We start from the raw sequence: 12,786 nt of genomic DNA on the forward strand, positions 1-12,786 counted from the left end.
CCGCAGGGGTACGCGACGGCGTCACCGGCACCCTCACCCCGGGCGCGCTGGCGTCATACGCGCTCTGGGACGTCGGCCATGTGGAGGTCGCGGCGCCCTCGGACTCGGTCCAACGCTGGTCGACCGACCCGAGGTCCCGGGTCCCGGCACTGCCGGCGCTGGCAGCTGAGCAGCCGACCCCACGATGTGTGCAGACCGTTCACCGCGGTCAGGTCCTGTTCGGGTGAGTGCCGTGAGAGCAGTTCCGCAGAAGGTGGCGGCCTGGCTGAAACCGCGACTGACGCGGCTGGCCCTCGCGGTGGTCGCCGGTCTGCTGTTGTGTGCCAGTTTTCCGCCGCTGGCATGGTGGTGGGCGGCGATTCTCGGTGTTGCGCTGCTGGTGATCGTGCTGCGCAGCCCGGACACCACCGCCGCAGGCGGGTTCGGCTACGGGTTCCTCACCGGGCTGGCCTTCTATCTGCCGTTGTTGCCGTGGATCAGCGGACTGGTCGGGGCGGTGCCGTGGGTGGCGTTGTCGATCATGTGTGCGGTGTTCCCGGCGCTCTTCGGGGTGCTGGCGGTGACCGTGCGCCGGTTGCCGGGGTGGCCGTTGTGGTTCGCCGCGGTGTGGATGGTGGCCGAATGGCTCAAGACTTCGGTGCCCTTCGGCGGGTTTCCGTGGGGAGTGCTCGGTTTCAGTCAAACCAACGGGCCGCTGCTCCCGCTGACGAGGCTCGGCGGGGTGCCGCTGGTGTCTTTTGCGGTGGTGCTGGTGGCTGCCGGTGCCGTCGCGATCGGACTCGAAGTCGCGGTGTGGTGGCGACGGTCGTCGCGATCCCGCCGGAGCGCTGCCGATCATCCGCCGGCGGTGATCCTGCCGGGGCTGTGCATCACGGCCGTTCTGCTGGCCACCGCGGTGATCCACCCGGCGGTGCGGCAGTCCAGCACCGGAGCTGACGGCGATCCGGCGGTGACGGTCGCCGCGGTCCAGGGCAATGTGCCGCGGCTCGGCCTCGACTTCAACGCCCAGCGGCGCGCGGTGCTCGACAATCACGTCGAGGAGACGCTGCGCCTGGCCGCGGCGGTGCGTGCCGGCCGGGCCCCACAGCCGCAGTTTGTGGTCTGGCCGGAGAACTCCTCGGACATCGATCCGTTGGCCAATGCCGACGCCGGTGCGCAGATCGAGCGGGCCGCCCAGGCCATCGGGGCCCCGATCCTCGTCGGGGCGGTGTTGGCGCACCCCGACAGCACTCGGGACAATCCCGCCGCGCTCAACACCGTGCTGGTCTGGGATCCGGTGGCCGGACCCGCCGAACGGCACGACAAGAAGATCATCCAGCCGTTCGGCGAGTACCTGCCGTGGCGCGGCTTCTTCGCGAAGCTGTCGTCCTACGCCGACCGTGCGGGTTACTTCGTGCCCGGCGACGGCACCGGGGTGGTGCATGCCGCTGGTGTACCCATCGGAGTCACCACCTGCTGGGAGGTGATCTTCGACCGGGCCGCACGCGAGTCGGTGCTGGCCGGGGCGCAGGTTCTGGCGGTACCCACCAACAACGCCACCTTCAACGAGGCCATGAGCGAGCAGCTGTTGGCGTTCTCCCGCGCCAGAGCGGTGGAACACAACCGGTACGTCGTGGTCGCGGGGACCACCGGGATCAGCGCGATCATCGCCCCGGACGGCCGCGAGCTCGCTCGAACCGAATGGTTCCAGCCGGCGTTCCTGGACCAGTCGGTTCGGCTCAAGACCGCGCTGACGCCCGCCACCCGATGGGGTCCGATCGTGGTGTTGGTTCTGGTGGCGATGGGGATCACGGCGGCATTGGCCGGAGCATGGCTGACGGTGCGGCACAATGGAGGGTTGTTGCGCCCGATTCGGAAGTCGGTGGCGGCCGCGGGCAGCCCACCGACAACCGCCAGCAGCGGGCCGACGAAGGAATCGGATGCGCTCCGCAGCGCCACCGATGTGGACACCCCAGGAGCCTCATGACCATCGGCGGAGCAGGCCAGTCCCTGCCGGGCGAACAACCCGTTCAGCGCACCTTGGTGATCGTCCCGACCTACAACGAGCTGGAGAACCTGCCGTTGATCGTCGGCCGGATCCATGCCGCGCTGCCCGAGGTCCACGTGCTGGTTGTCGACGACGGTAGCCCGGACGGTACCGGCAAGCTCGCCGACGAGCTGTCCCTGGCGGATCCGGACCGCATCCACGTCATGCACCGGGCGACCAAGGACGGGTTGGGCGCTGCCTACCTGGCCGGGTTCGCGTGGGGCCTGAACCGGCAGTATTCGGTGCTGGTGGAGATGGACGCCGACGGCAGCCACGCCCCCGAACAGCTACACCGGTTGCTCGACGCCGTGAACGCGGGTGCCGACCTGGTGATCGGGTCCCGGTATGTGGCCGGCGGCACCGTGCGGAACTGGCCGACCCGACGACTGGTGCTGTCCAAGACGGCCAACACCTATTCGCGGGTGCTTCTCGGGGTGGGCATCCACGACATCACGGCCGGCTACCGGGCTTATCGGCGCGAGGTGCTCGAGAAGATCGACCTCTCGGCGGTCGACTCGAAGGGCTACTGCTTCCAGATCGACCTGACCTGGCGCGCCATCAACAGCGGTTTCCGGGTCGTCGAAGTGCCCATCACCTTCACCGAACGTGAGCTCGGGGTGTCGAAGATGAGCGGATCGAATATCCGCGAGGCGTTGGTGAAGGTCGCCCAGTGGGGGCTGGGCGGTCGGTTGGACCGGGCCCGCGGCGTCGTGCGCTGACAAGTCAGCGCTTGCGCAGACAAGTCAGCGCTTGCGCAGACAAGTCAGCGACACGCTGACAGGCGCCCCTCACTGACCAGTCAGTGAGGGGCGCCTGTCAGCGGGGTGCCGGTTCCTCCGAACGGGGCGGTGGCGCTCAGCCCCGCCGCTTGGTCTTGATGATGTCGAGGCGTTCCTTGAGGAGCTCCTCGAGCTCTTCGACGGAGCGACGCTCCAGCAGCATGTCCCAGTGGGTGCGCGGCGGCTTGACCTTCTTGGGTTCGGGGACGTCCCCGTCGATCAGGGTGCCCTCCATGCCGTTCTTGCAGGGCCAGGTGCCGGGGATCTCGGCCTCGTCGGCAAACGGGACATCGAAGATCTCGCCGTTGTCGGTGCGGTACCGCGCGACCTGACGCGGCGCCAAGTCGTGGTTGCGGTCGGTCTCGTAGCTCACAGCTCCGAGGCGACTACCTCGCAGGACACGATCAGCCATCGTCGTCAACTCCTTCAGCACAAATGATTCGCGACTATCAACGCAACGACGCCAGCGGGAGTTCCCGCGTGCGACGGCACAACTATCCAGAGTACCGCGCGCCACCGGAGACCACCCCTCGCCTGCGGTGTGGCGGGCCGGCGCGACGCGCGGCGCCGTCTAAAGTCGTGGGTCGTGACTTCTCGGGGCAGAAGGCGCCCGCAACCGTGCCGGTGGTGTGGACGCGACGTGCCAGATGTGGGGCTGGGCCGACGCCGGCAGTACTGTCGGCAATCCTGCCGGCAGCGCGCCTACGAACAGCGGGCGATGGTGAAGGGCACCGCAGTCCCGGAGGACGCGGTGGTGCTGTCCGCCGAAGAGGCCGCCCAACTCTCTGACCGGGTGTTCCAGGTCCGCTGCGCTGCCGAGGACGTGGCCACCGCGGTCGACGAAGGCGCCGACGGCGCCGAACTCCGAGAGCTGTGTGACGCGTTGGTGCAGGCCGCCAAGGCTGCCGACGGGTGGCGCTGACGAGAGTTCACCGGAGGCGGTGACACTTCCGTTCAGCTGCACTCGAACCGGAGCCCGATGTCGGCCGGCGGCGGCACCTCCTGCAGACAGCCGAACGGGACCACCCCGGCATCGGACATCCGCAGCGCGGTCTGTCGGGCGAAGTTGACACAGAACAGTCCCAGCGGATCGGTGCGGCACTGGAAGTCGCCGAATCGCAGTGAGCTGCCGTAGGGCAGTTCAGGTCCGGTGCCCACCGAGAACGGGCCCGGGTCGCCGTGGACCGATCCCACTTGTGCGGTGACGCCGTCGAAATCGACCCAGTTGTCGATCCATTGGCCGTAGACATCGGCGGGCTCGGCGGGGGGATCGGCGAGTTCCACCAGGCAGGCCAGCGCCCCGCCGGTCATCGTGGCGTCGGTGCGGCATTGTGTTTTCCCGGACGGCGTGACAAACGCCACATCGTCGCCGAGGTCGCTGGTGACGCCGTCGCGGGTCGCGGTGTGGAAGCCGGCCGGCTCTACCCTGGCTCCGCCCTGCACCCAGGCCAGGACCGCAGCTACCGGCGCGTCGGCGGGCGGTGCCGCGGTGGGAACTGTGGCCGAGGTGCGGCCAGGGGAGGAGCTGGGCGGCGACGTTGCAGGTGAGCCGGCTTCCGGTGGCGAGGGAACCGACATCTCGGATCGGTCCTCACCGGACCCGGAGCAGCCGGCCACCAGGACCAACACCGATACCGCGACAACCGTCCGCATGTCAGCCACGGTAGCGGCCGCAACCCACCTGGCTCATCACGCGGGTGGGCAAAGCCGGCGTTCGCTACGGTCGGGTGATGCACCAGCACCCCGTCCGCGTCACCGTCGATAGCGGTGTCGTCGAAGGTTTCACCCGTGATGGCGTGAACCGTTGGCGCTCCATCCCGTACGCGCGTCCCCCGGTGGGTCCGTTGCGGTTCCGCGCTCCCCGGCCGCCCGAGCCCTGGCGCGGAGTGCGGTACTGCCACGCCTTCGCCAACTGCGCTCCGCAACAGCGTAAATACACCCTCACCGGGATCGGCCGCTATCAGACGATGGGCGAGGACTGCCTGACTCTCAACGTGGTGACACCGCAGCACCCGCCCAGCGGCCCGCTGCCGGTGCTGGTTTTTGTCCACGGCGGCGGCTACATCCTCGGCAGTTCGGCCACGCCCATCTATGACGGCGCGTCGCTGGCCCGCAACGGCTGCGTGTATGTCTCGGTGAACTATCGCCTGGGTGCGCTGGGATGCCTCGACCTGTCGTCGTTGGGCACCGCCGAGACACCCATCGACTCGAACCTGTTCCTGCGCGACCTGGTGCTGGCGTTGCAGTGGGTTCGTGACAACATCGCGGTCTTCGGTGGCGACCCACACAACGTCACCATCTTCGGTGAGAGTGCGGGTGCTCAGGCGGTCGCGACACTGCTGGCCGTCCCGGCGGCCGAAGGCCTGTTCTCTCAAGTCATTTCGGAGAGCCCCGCTTCCGGGCTGTCCTGTTCGGTGGAACAGGCACAGCTGATCGCCGACCGGTTCGCCGCCCTGCTCGGCACCGGCCGGACCGATGCCGCCCGGGCGCTGCACACCGTTGCGGCTGCCACCCTGGTGGACGCCACCGATGAACTCATCGCGCTGGCCAACCGCGAGATGCTGGGTGCGTTCCCGGTGGGGCCGACCTACGGTGACGAGGTGCTGCCGGTCGAGCCGCTGGAGGCGATGCGGCGCGGAACGGCGCACCGGGTGCCGCTGATCGTCGGCAACAATGCCGAAGAAGCGCGTCTGTTCACCCGATTCCTGAAGCTGTTGCCCACCACGGAACCGACAATCGAGGCGCTGCTGGCTCCGGTCGGCACCGACGTCCGCACGCGTATCACGGCGGCCTACCCCGACTACCCCTCGCCGGCCGCCTGCCTGCGGCTCGGCGGTGACTTCGCCTTCGCCTCCGCGGCGTGGGACCTCGCCGAGGCCCACAATGTCAACGCGCCGACCTACCGGTACCGCTACGACTACGCGCCGCGCACCCTGCAGTGGTCCGGCTTCGGCGCCACCCACGGCACCGAACTCCTGGCGGTGTTCGACGTCTACCGCACCCGCTTCGGCTCGCTGCTCGCCGCGGCCGGTGATCAGCGTTCCGCCGCCCGGGTGACACGGGAGGTCCAATCCCGCTGGCTGACATTCGGCCGGACCGGCGTGCCCGGCGACGGCTGGCCGCGGTACGACCATGACAACCGGTCGGTCCTGGTGTTCGATCGGCAGACCCGCGTCGAGCTGGACCCCGACGCCGACCGCCGGACAGCGTGGTCAGGGTTCTCCCTGAGTCGTTGAGCCCGAATCGTCGCAGGGATTTGCACCGTATGGACTGCGCTGCTGATCCGGATGTGATTCCGTAGCTCCACGGAGTTTCCGGCGACGCATTGGGAGTGTCTATGAGCGATTCGGTTGGCCCTGTGTCCGATCACCCACTGGATCCGCTGTCGGCAGCGGAATTCAGTGCTGTCACGGCCATTCTGGCTCGTGAGCGTGGGGTCGGTGACGGCTGGCGGGTCAACTGCATCGAGATGGTGGAGCCCTCGAAACCGGAGCTCGTCGAGTTCGACGGCGGCGGCGCCCGGCCGGCCCGTAAGGCGGTGGTGTTGTGTCTGGATCGGGGCAGCAACGCGACCTACAAGAGTGTGGTCTCGCTGACCGATGACCGGGTGGAGTCGTTCGAGCACGTACCGGGTGTGCAGGCGAATTTCACCGTCGACGAGTTCCACGAGTGCGACGACATGTTGCGCGCTCATCCGGAGGTGATCGCGGCCCTGGCCAAGCGGGGCATCACCGACATGGACCTGGTTTTCATGGATACCTGGACCTATGGCTCGGCGGTGGCGCCGCCGGAGTTCCGGGATCGTCGCATCGGCTGGTCGGACACCTGGCTGCGTGCCGGCCCCGGCGCCAATCCGTATGCCACCGCGGTCAGCGGCCTGCACTGTGTTGTCGACCTCAACTCGATGGAACTGTTGCGCATCGAGGACGACGATCCCTTTGCCGACGGTGGCCGGCCACCGCAGGTGATGGGGGAGTATGTGCCCAAGCACATTCCGGAACGGATCAAGGCCGACTGGCAGCGTGAGCCACTGAAGCCGTTGGAGATCACCCAGCCCGAAGGTCCGTCGTTCACGTTGTCCGGCAACCTGTTGCAGTGGCAGAACTGGTCGTTGCGGGTGGGATTCAACCATCGTGAAGGCCTGACACTGCACACCCTGAAATTCCGTGACTCCGGCCGAGACCGGTCGGTGGCCCACCGGATGTCGTTTGCCGAGATGATGGTGCCGTACCGGGACCCGTCGGTGGATCACTACCGCCGTACCGCATTCGACATCGGTGAATGGGGTCTGGGGTTCATGACCACCTCACTGGAGCTGGGGTGTGACTGTTTGGGGGAGATCCGCTACCTCGATGCCACCCTGCACAATTCCAAAGGTGAGCCGTACACCATCGGCAACGCCATTTGCATTCACGAAGAAGACAACGCGGTGCTGTGGAAGCATGTGGACCCCACCGGCGCCGAGGTGCGCCGGATGCGCAGGCTGACCATCTCCAGCCACGTCACCGTCGCCAACTACGAGTACCTGGTCTACTGGCGGCTCTATCAAGACGGCAACATCGAATGTGAGGTTCGGGCCACCGGCATCATGGTCACCACGCCGTTGACCGAAGGCCAGCCGCATCCCAACGGCACGCTTGTCGACGAACGCACCTACGCACCGTTTCACCAGCACTTCCTGGTGGCCCGGCTGGATCTCGACGTCGACGGCAGCGACAACACCGTGTACATGTCGGAGTCCTATGCGGAACCGATGGGGCCCGACAATCCCTACGGATTGTCGGTGGTTCAGCGCAATGTGCCGTTGCGGACCGAGCGTCAGGCGGTGCAGGACCTCAACTTCGGTACCCAGCGTTCCTGGAAAGTGGTCAACACCAACGTGGTCAACGGTCTGGGCACACATCCCTCCTACAAGTTGGTGCCCACCGGGGCCCTCCCCGCGATGTTCGACCCGGATTCTCCGGTGTTCCAGCGCGCCACCGTGATCGGGCACACGTTGTGGGTGACTCCGAACTCTCCCGAAGAGCGTTGGCCGGCAGGTGAATTCGTCAATCAGTCGAGTTCCGACACCGGGTTGGGGGCGTGGACCAAAGCGAACCGCCCGATCGACAACACCGACGTCGTGCTGTGGTACGTCTTCGGGATCCACCACATCACCAGGCCGGAGGACTGGCCGATCATGCCCGCCGATGTGGTGTCGTTCTGGCTCAAGCCGTACGGATTCTTCGACCGCAACCCGTCGCTGGACGTGCCGGCCAGCCCGCCGGCGCGCTGTCACGCCCCCGACGCCGGCTGAGGCGTCGGCCCCGACGCGGCGGCCTGATCAGGTGCTGTGGTGGAGATGGCGGCTGCCCCCTCGAGGAACGGCCGCCATCGCCGGGGACTCAGGCCTGGAAGAAGGCCAGTAGCTCCGGGTTGACCACGTCGGCGTGGGTGGTCGGCAGACCGTGCGGCAGATCGGTGTAGGTCTTGAGCGTTCCGTTGGGCAGCAGTTCGGCCGACTTCGGGCCCGCGGCCACATACGGCACGATCTGATCGTCTTCGCTGTGCACCACCAGCACCGGGATGGAAATCTTTTTCAGATCCTCGGTGAAGTCGGTCTGCGAGAAGGCGACGATGCCGTCGTAGTGGGCCTTGGCTCCGCCCATCATGCCTTGGCGCCACCAGTTCGCGATGACGGCTTCCGAGGGCTCCGCTCCGTCACGGTTGAACCCGTAGAACGGACCCGAGGGCAGCGCCCGGTAGAACTCGGACCGGTTGGCCGCCAGTTGGGCCTGCAGATCGTCGAAGACGTCTTTGGGAAGGCCCTCGGGATTGGCGTCGGTCTTGACCATCAACGGTGGAACCGCGCACAGCAGTGCGGCTTTGGCGGCCCGGTCCTGGCCGTGGCGGGCCAGGTAGCGCACCACCTCACCGCCCCCGGTGGAGTGCCCGACGTGGATGACGTCGGTCAGGTCGAGGTGGTCGACCACGGCCTTGAGGTCGTCGGCGTAGTGGTCCATGTCGTGGCCGTCGGAGACCTGGGTGGAGCGGCCGTGCCCGCGCCGGTCGTGGGCGATCACCCGGTAGCCGTGGGACAGGAAGTACAGCAACTGGTTGTCCCAGTCGTCGGCGGACAGCGGCCAGCCGTGACTGAACACGATGGGCTGCCCCGAGCCCCAGTCCTTGTAGAAGATCTCAACGCCGTCGCTGGTGGTGACCGTGGGCATGTGCGCGCCTCTCTGGGGTCGGAATCTGGCATGTGAGCTCAACCTACGTCAGATATTCGCTGCCGTCGCGGGGTCGGTGACGGCGATACCGACCACGGTTTGCGGACGATCTCGGTGCGTGGACCCTCGGCTCGCCGCACCGCCTGCTATGTTGCCTGCGCAGTGTCGAACCCCATCCGGGGATGGCGTATTCGGGAGGTCGAGATGCGGGTTCTGATCAGTGCACTCGCAGCGGCGACATTGGTGTGCGGCGCGACGGCGGGATGCAGTTTCAGTTTCAGTGGGGACAGCACTCCGACGGTGGCCAAGGCGGATCTGGAAGCCGACATCACGAGCCGGCTGGAGACCGCCGGGCAGAAACCGGAATCGGTCACGTGCCGGGCGGATCTCGAAGGGGTGGTCGGCAAGAGCACCTCCTGTGAGGTGGTGCTCAGTGATACCAACGCCATCGAGCCGACCGTCGAGGTGACGAAGGTGGAGGGCACCACCGTCAACTACGAGATGACACCGGCGCTGTCCCAGGAGCAGCTGGAGGAACAAGTCGCTGCCCTGGTCAGCCAGACCGCCGGGGACGAGGTGACCGACGTCAGTTGCGACGGCGGCCTCCTGGGCGAGCAGGGCACCGAGACCACGTGCTCGATGCAGCTGGGTGGCGAGCCGTTGGACACCGTCGTCACGGTCACCACCGTCGACGGGCTGCTGATGAACTTCAAGGTCAATCAGGCCTGACGGCCGTGATGGTGGAATGCCTTGGCCCGCAACAGGTGTGATCGGATAACGAGCAAAAACGAGGCCCCGCTCAGTGAGCGGGGCCTCGTTTCTCGGATCGGGGTGTCTAGCCCTTGACCACCTGCGTGCCACCGGCAAGCGCATCATGCTTGCCCTGCTTGGTCGGGCTGCCGTTGATCGTCACCGCGATGACGATGTAGGCGATGAATCCCAGCAAGCCGCCGATGTAGGGGATCACCGACAGCAGGGTGAACGCGTTGCGGATCGCCGACTGCTTGAAATCGGGTTTCGGAGCGCCACCCGGGCCGCGTACGGACAGTCCCAGCATCTTCTTGGCCGGTGTCCAGCCCTGCGTGACCTCGAAGCCCACGAAGTAGCCGAAGGTCAGCAGCCCGGAGAACAGCCCGGTGACCAAGATGTTGTCGTAGGCGCCGAGAGCAAACGTCAGGATCAAGGCGACAAGACCGACGATGATCCCGTCGATGAGGCGGGCCGCGAAGCGGATTCCGAGGCCGCCGGGTTGTTCACCCACGGGCCCGTAGCCGTACTGCGGCGGCGGAAAGCCTCCCGGGGCTCCATATGGGTCCGGCGCCCCGTACTGCGGGGGCGGCGGGGGTGGCGGGTACGAGCCGTACTGCGGGGGTGGAGGAGGCGGGTACGAGCCGTACTGCGGAGGCGGGGGAGGTGGATAGCCGCCGGGCGGCGGCGGGGGCACGTTGGGGTCTGGATAGTTGGGGTGTTCACCCGATGTCATCGATCGGCTCCTGATCGCAGTCGTGGACGTTGAGTAAATTTACCGCGCCAGACAGCCGCTGTGGGTCATTGGCCGCCCGGTGAGCACAACCCGACCGGGCGGCCCTGCGCCTAACGCTGGAGCGCTTTGGCTTGCTTGCGCGCCGCTTTGCGTGCCTTCCGCGACAAGTCTTCGCCCTGGTTCAGCGCCGTATGGGCAAGGTCGGAGCCGCGGTGGCGGGCCACCTCTGCCAGGTCGGCACCCCGGTCGCGGGCCACCTCTGCCAGATCGGCACCGCGGTCGCGGGCCACGTCCGCCAGATCGGCACCCCGGTCGCGGGTGACATGGGCCAGTTCCTCACCCCGATCTCGGGCGATCTCTGCCAGTTCGGCACCGCGCTCCCTGGCCAGGTGTGCCCACTCGGAGCCGCGCTCGAGTGCGATCTCGGCCCATTCGGATCCACGTTCGCGGGCCGCCTCGAGCAAGGGGGCCCCTCTCTCGGCGGCTACGACGGCGAGTTCGCGGCCGCGCTCGGCGCCGACGTGCAGCCCCTCCTGGACGTTCTTGCCCACTTTCTCGGCGAGTTCGCTGTCGATCAGCGGGGCCGCCGAGGACGAGGGCAACGCCCCCGCCACGGCATCGCCGACCTTGTGGGCGGCGCGACGGCCACGCCACCCGAGCGACGGCTTGCCCTCGGTGTCCGCCGAGGCGATGATCAGCCCGCCCACCAGGCTCAAGTCGGTGAGGAACTCCCGGCGCTTCTGCGCCTTGCGTTCCGGATCGGGCTCGTTCCAGAACATGTGGGAACCGAGATTGGCGGGGATGACGGTGGCAGCCAGCGCTGCCGACGCCAGCCGGGGCACCTTGCCGGTGGCCAGCAGGATACCGCCACCGATCTGCACCGCCGCAGTGATCTTCGCTAGTGTTTCAGCGTCGCGAGGGACATTGGTGCCCAACGGTTCTGGCAGTTTCTGCAGACCCTCGAGGGCGGGACGTGCGGCATCGGCGGCAGGCTTCGGGCTGCGCAGCGATTCGATCCCTTGGCCGATGAAGGCCGCGGACAGGAGGGGACGGGCAACTCGGCGTAGCAACATGACGCGGGTGTTCCCCCCTTTGCGGCGACGCAAACCCTGGGGTCGGGTTCGAAAGCCGGGTGCAGCGGCCGGCCGCTCATTCGCGCATCATCAGCGGCACCACCACCCAGAACCCGACGAAGCTCAGCAGTGCGATCAGCCCGGCGACGACGCCGGCCGTCTCGCCGGCAACCGTGCCGAAGACGAGCACCACCACCCCCGCCAGCGACAACCCCAACAGCATCAGGCCCGCGTAGGTCAGCCGATGTGCCGCGGCCACCAACCGGTCGAGCCGGTGGCGCCGGAACAACACCCGGTGCATGGCGACCGGGCTCGCCAACAGCACCGTGCTGGCGACGGCGCAGGCCACCGTCGTCAGGTACACCACCCGCATCTTGGTGTCCAGATCGTCGAACCTGTCGTGGAACGGCAGTGTCAGCAGCAGGCCGGTCAGCAGCTGGACACCGGTCTGGACCACCCGAAGTTCCTGGATCAGGCTGGCCCAATTGCGGTCCAGCCGTTCGGTTTCGGTCTCGTTGCGACCGTCACTCCAGGATTTGTCGAGGTTGTCGGCTGCCATGTCCATGATCATCCCTGTGAGTGGCGCATCGGGACAATGCCCACAGTCTCGTGGTCAGAGCACCAGTCGGGCGGAGCGCTCCAGCAGGTCGGCGATCTGCTGATAGGACGCGTAGCCCATCCCGGCGCGCACCAATGCGCCTGCGTACAGCAGTTCGAGGGTGCTGATCACGTCGGGATCCCCGCCAGGGCCGAGCGCGGCGGCCAGCCGTCGGTGGATCTCCGACCCGATTCGCAACCGCAGGTGCTCGACGTCAGGGTCCTTGCCCAGCAAGGCATTCGACACTGCGCCGGCCAGTTCGGGTTCATCGGCCACCAGCAATGCGATGTTCCGTAGCACCGCAACCACGCGGGTGGTCTGGTCGGGGGAGTCGTTCGGAGGTGCGGGGGTGCCGGCCAGCCGACGCCAGAACACCTCGGCGACCAGGTGTTCCTTCGAGGAGAAGTAGGTGTACGCAGTCGCGGCGCCGACACCCGCCTCGGCGGCCACCATCCGGATCGTGAGGCCGGCGAATCCCTCGCGGCTCAGCACCTCTACCGCGGATCGGCCGAGCCGGTCGACGGTGTCGGCTTGCTTGGCGGTCAACCGACGCCGGGTGGCTTCCCGAGCTACCGGTTCGGACACATGTCCGGACGCTACTACAACACGCCGGGGCGG

At 67.5% G+C, this 12,786-nt stretch carries 13 protein-coding genes and 1 pseudogene; 7 read left to right on the plus strand and 7 right to left on the minus strand.

The genetic code is table 11. The features are described from left to right. From WBB07_RS30020 to WBB07_RS30030, 3 genes and pseudogenes are all read left to right on the plus strand, one after another. Positions 1–227: pseudogene (locus WBB07_RS30020) on the plus strand (amidohydrolase); the annotation flags it as partial. Beyond that, a complete protein-coding gene (lnt, locus tag WBB07_RS30025) occupies positions 185–1,966 on the plus strand; it encodes an apolipoprotein N-acyltransferase (RefSeq protein ID WP_526313522.1) in 1,782 nt (593 codons plus the stop codon). The pseudogene WBB07_RS30020 and the gene lnt, both read left to right, overlap by 43 nt. Beyond that, positions 1,963–2,745: a polyprenol monophosphomannose synthase gene (locus WBB07_RS30030; protein WP_526313524.1), complete on the plus strand. Its 783-nt coding sequence runs from the start codon at positions 1,963–1,965 to the stop codon at positions 2,743–2,745. Before lnt ends, WBB07_RS30030 begins: the two co-directional genes overlap by 4 nt. Before the next feature lie 136 nt (positions 2,746–2,881). On the opposite strand, the gene WBB07_RS30035 is transcribed toward WBB07_RS30030, so the two are convergent. Next, positions 2,882–3,217, minus strand: a complete 336-nt coding sequence (locus WBB07_RS30035) for an RNA polymerase-binding protein RbpA (RefSeq protein WP_526313526.1) — start codon at positions 3,215–3,217, stop codon at positions 2,882–2,884. A 174-nt stretch (positions 3,218–3,391) separates the two neighbouring features. On the opposite strand from WBB07_RS30035, the gene WBB07_RS30040 reads away from it, so the two are divergent. Then, a complete protein-coding gene (locus tag WBB07_RS30040; RefSeq protein ID WP_526313528.1) occupies positions 3,392–3,727 on the plus strand; it encodes a hypothetical protein in 336 nt (111 codons plus the stop codon). 32 nt (positions 3,728–3,759) lie between these two features. Here WBB07_RS30040 and WBB07_RS30045 read toward each other — a convergent pair whose 3' ends face one another. Continuing rightward, entirely contained in the window at positions 3,760–4,458 is a 699-nt protein-coding gene (locus WBB07_RS30045) for a hypothetical protein (protein WP_526313530.1), read from the minus strand. Positions 4,459–4,535: 77 nt separating this feature from the next. On the opposite strand from WBB07_RS30045, the gene WBB07_RS30050 reads away from it, so the two are divergent. Next, positions 4,536–6,041 (plus strand): carboxylesterase/lipase family protein, encoded by a 1,506-nt coding sequence (locus tag WBB07_RS30050; RefSeq protein WP_526313532.1) that lies wholly within the window; start codon positions 4,536–4,538, stop codon positions 6,039–6,041. A 101-nt stretch (positions 6,042–6,142) separates the two neighbouring features. Continuing rightward, positions 6,143–8,101 carry a primary-amine oxidase gene (locus tag WBB07_RS30055; protein WP_526313534.1) on the plus strand — a complete coding sequence of 653 codons (1,959 nt, stop codon included), beginning with the start codon at positions 6,143–6,145 and terminating at the stop codon, positions 8,099–8,101. An 88-nt stretch (positions 8,102–8,189) separates the two neighbouring features. Here WBB07_RS30055 and WBB07_RS30060 read toward each other — a convergent pair whose 3' ends face one another. Beyond that, positions 8,190–9,014 carry an alpha/beta fold hydrolase gene (locus WBB07_RS30060; protein WP_526313536.1) on the minus strand — a complete coding sequence of 275 codons (825 nt, stop codon included), beginning with the start codon at positions 9,012–9,014 and terminating at the stop codon, positions 8,190–8,192. A 162-nt stretch (positions 9,015–9,176) separates the two neighbouring features. Between WBB07_RS30060 and WBB07_RS30065 the strand changes: the two genes are divergently transcribed. Next, positions 9,177–9,743, plus strand: coding sequence for a DUF4333 domain-containing protein (locus tag WBB07_RS30065; RefSeq protein WP_526313538.1), 567 nt, complete (start codon positions 9,177–9,179; stop codon positions 9,741–9,743). 106 nt (positions 9,744–9,849) lie between these two features. Here WBB07_RS30065 and WBB07_RS30070 read toward each other — a convergent pair whose 3' ends face one another. The 4 genes from WBB07_RS30070 to WBB07_RS30085 form a co-directional block, all read right to left on the minus strand. Beyond that, positions 9,850–10,497 (minus strand): RDD family protein, encoded by a 648-nt coding sequence (locus WBB07_RS30070; RefSeq protein ID WP_526313540.1) that lies wholly within the window; start codon positions 10,495–10,497, stop codon positions 9,850–9,852. A 110-nt stretch (positions 10,498–10,607) separates the two neighbouring features. Then, positions 10,608–11,570, minus strand: coding sequence for a DoxX family membrane protein (locus WBB07_RS30075; RefSeq protein ID WP_526313542.1), 963 nt, complete (start codon positions 11,568–11,570; stop codon positions 10,608–10,610). A gap of 76 nt (positions 11,571–11,646) precedes the next feature. Beyond that, a complete protein-coding gene (locus WBB07_RS30080) occupies positions 11,647–12,135 on the minus strand; it encodes a DUF6328 family protein (protein WP_526313544.1) in 489 nt (162 codons plus the stop codon). Between the two features lie 48 nt (positions 12,136–12,183). After that, complete coding sequence (locus tag WBB07_RS30085) at positions 12,184–12,753, minus strand: TetR/AcrR family transcriptional regulator (protein ID WP_526313546.1); 570 nt, start codon at positions 12,751–12,753, stop codon at positions 12,184–12,186. Between the last annotated feature and the right edge of the window lie 33 nt (positions 12,754–12,786).

Source organism: Mycobacterium sp. (assembly GCF_049647605.1).
Classification (GTDB): domain Bacteria; phylum Actinomycetota; class Actinomycetes; order Mycobacteriales; family Mycobacteriaceae; genus Mycobacterium.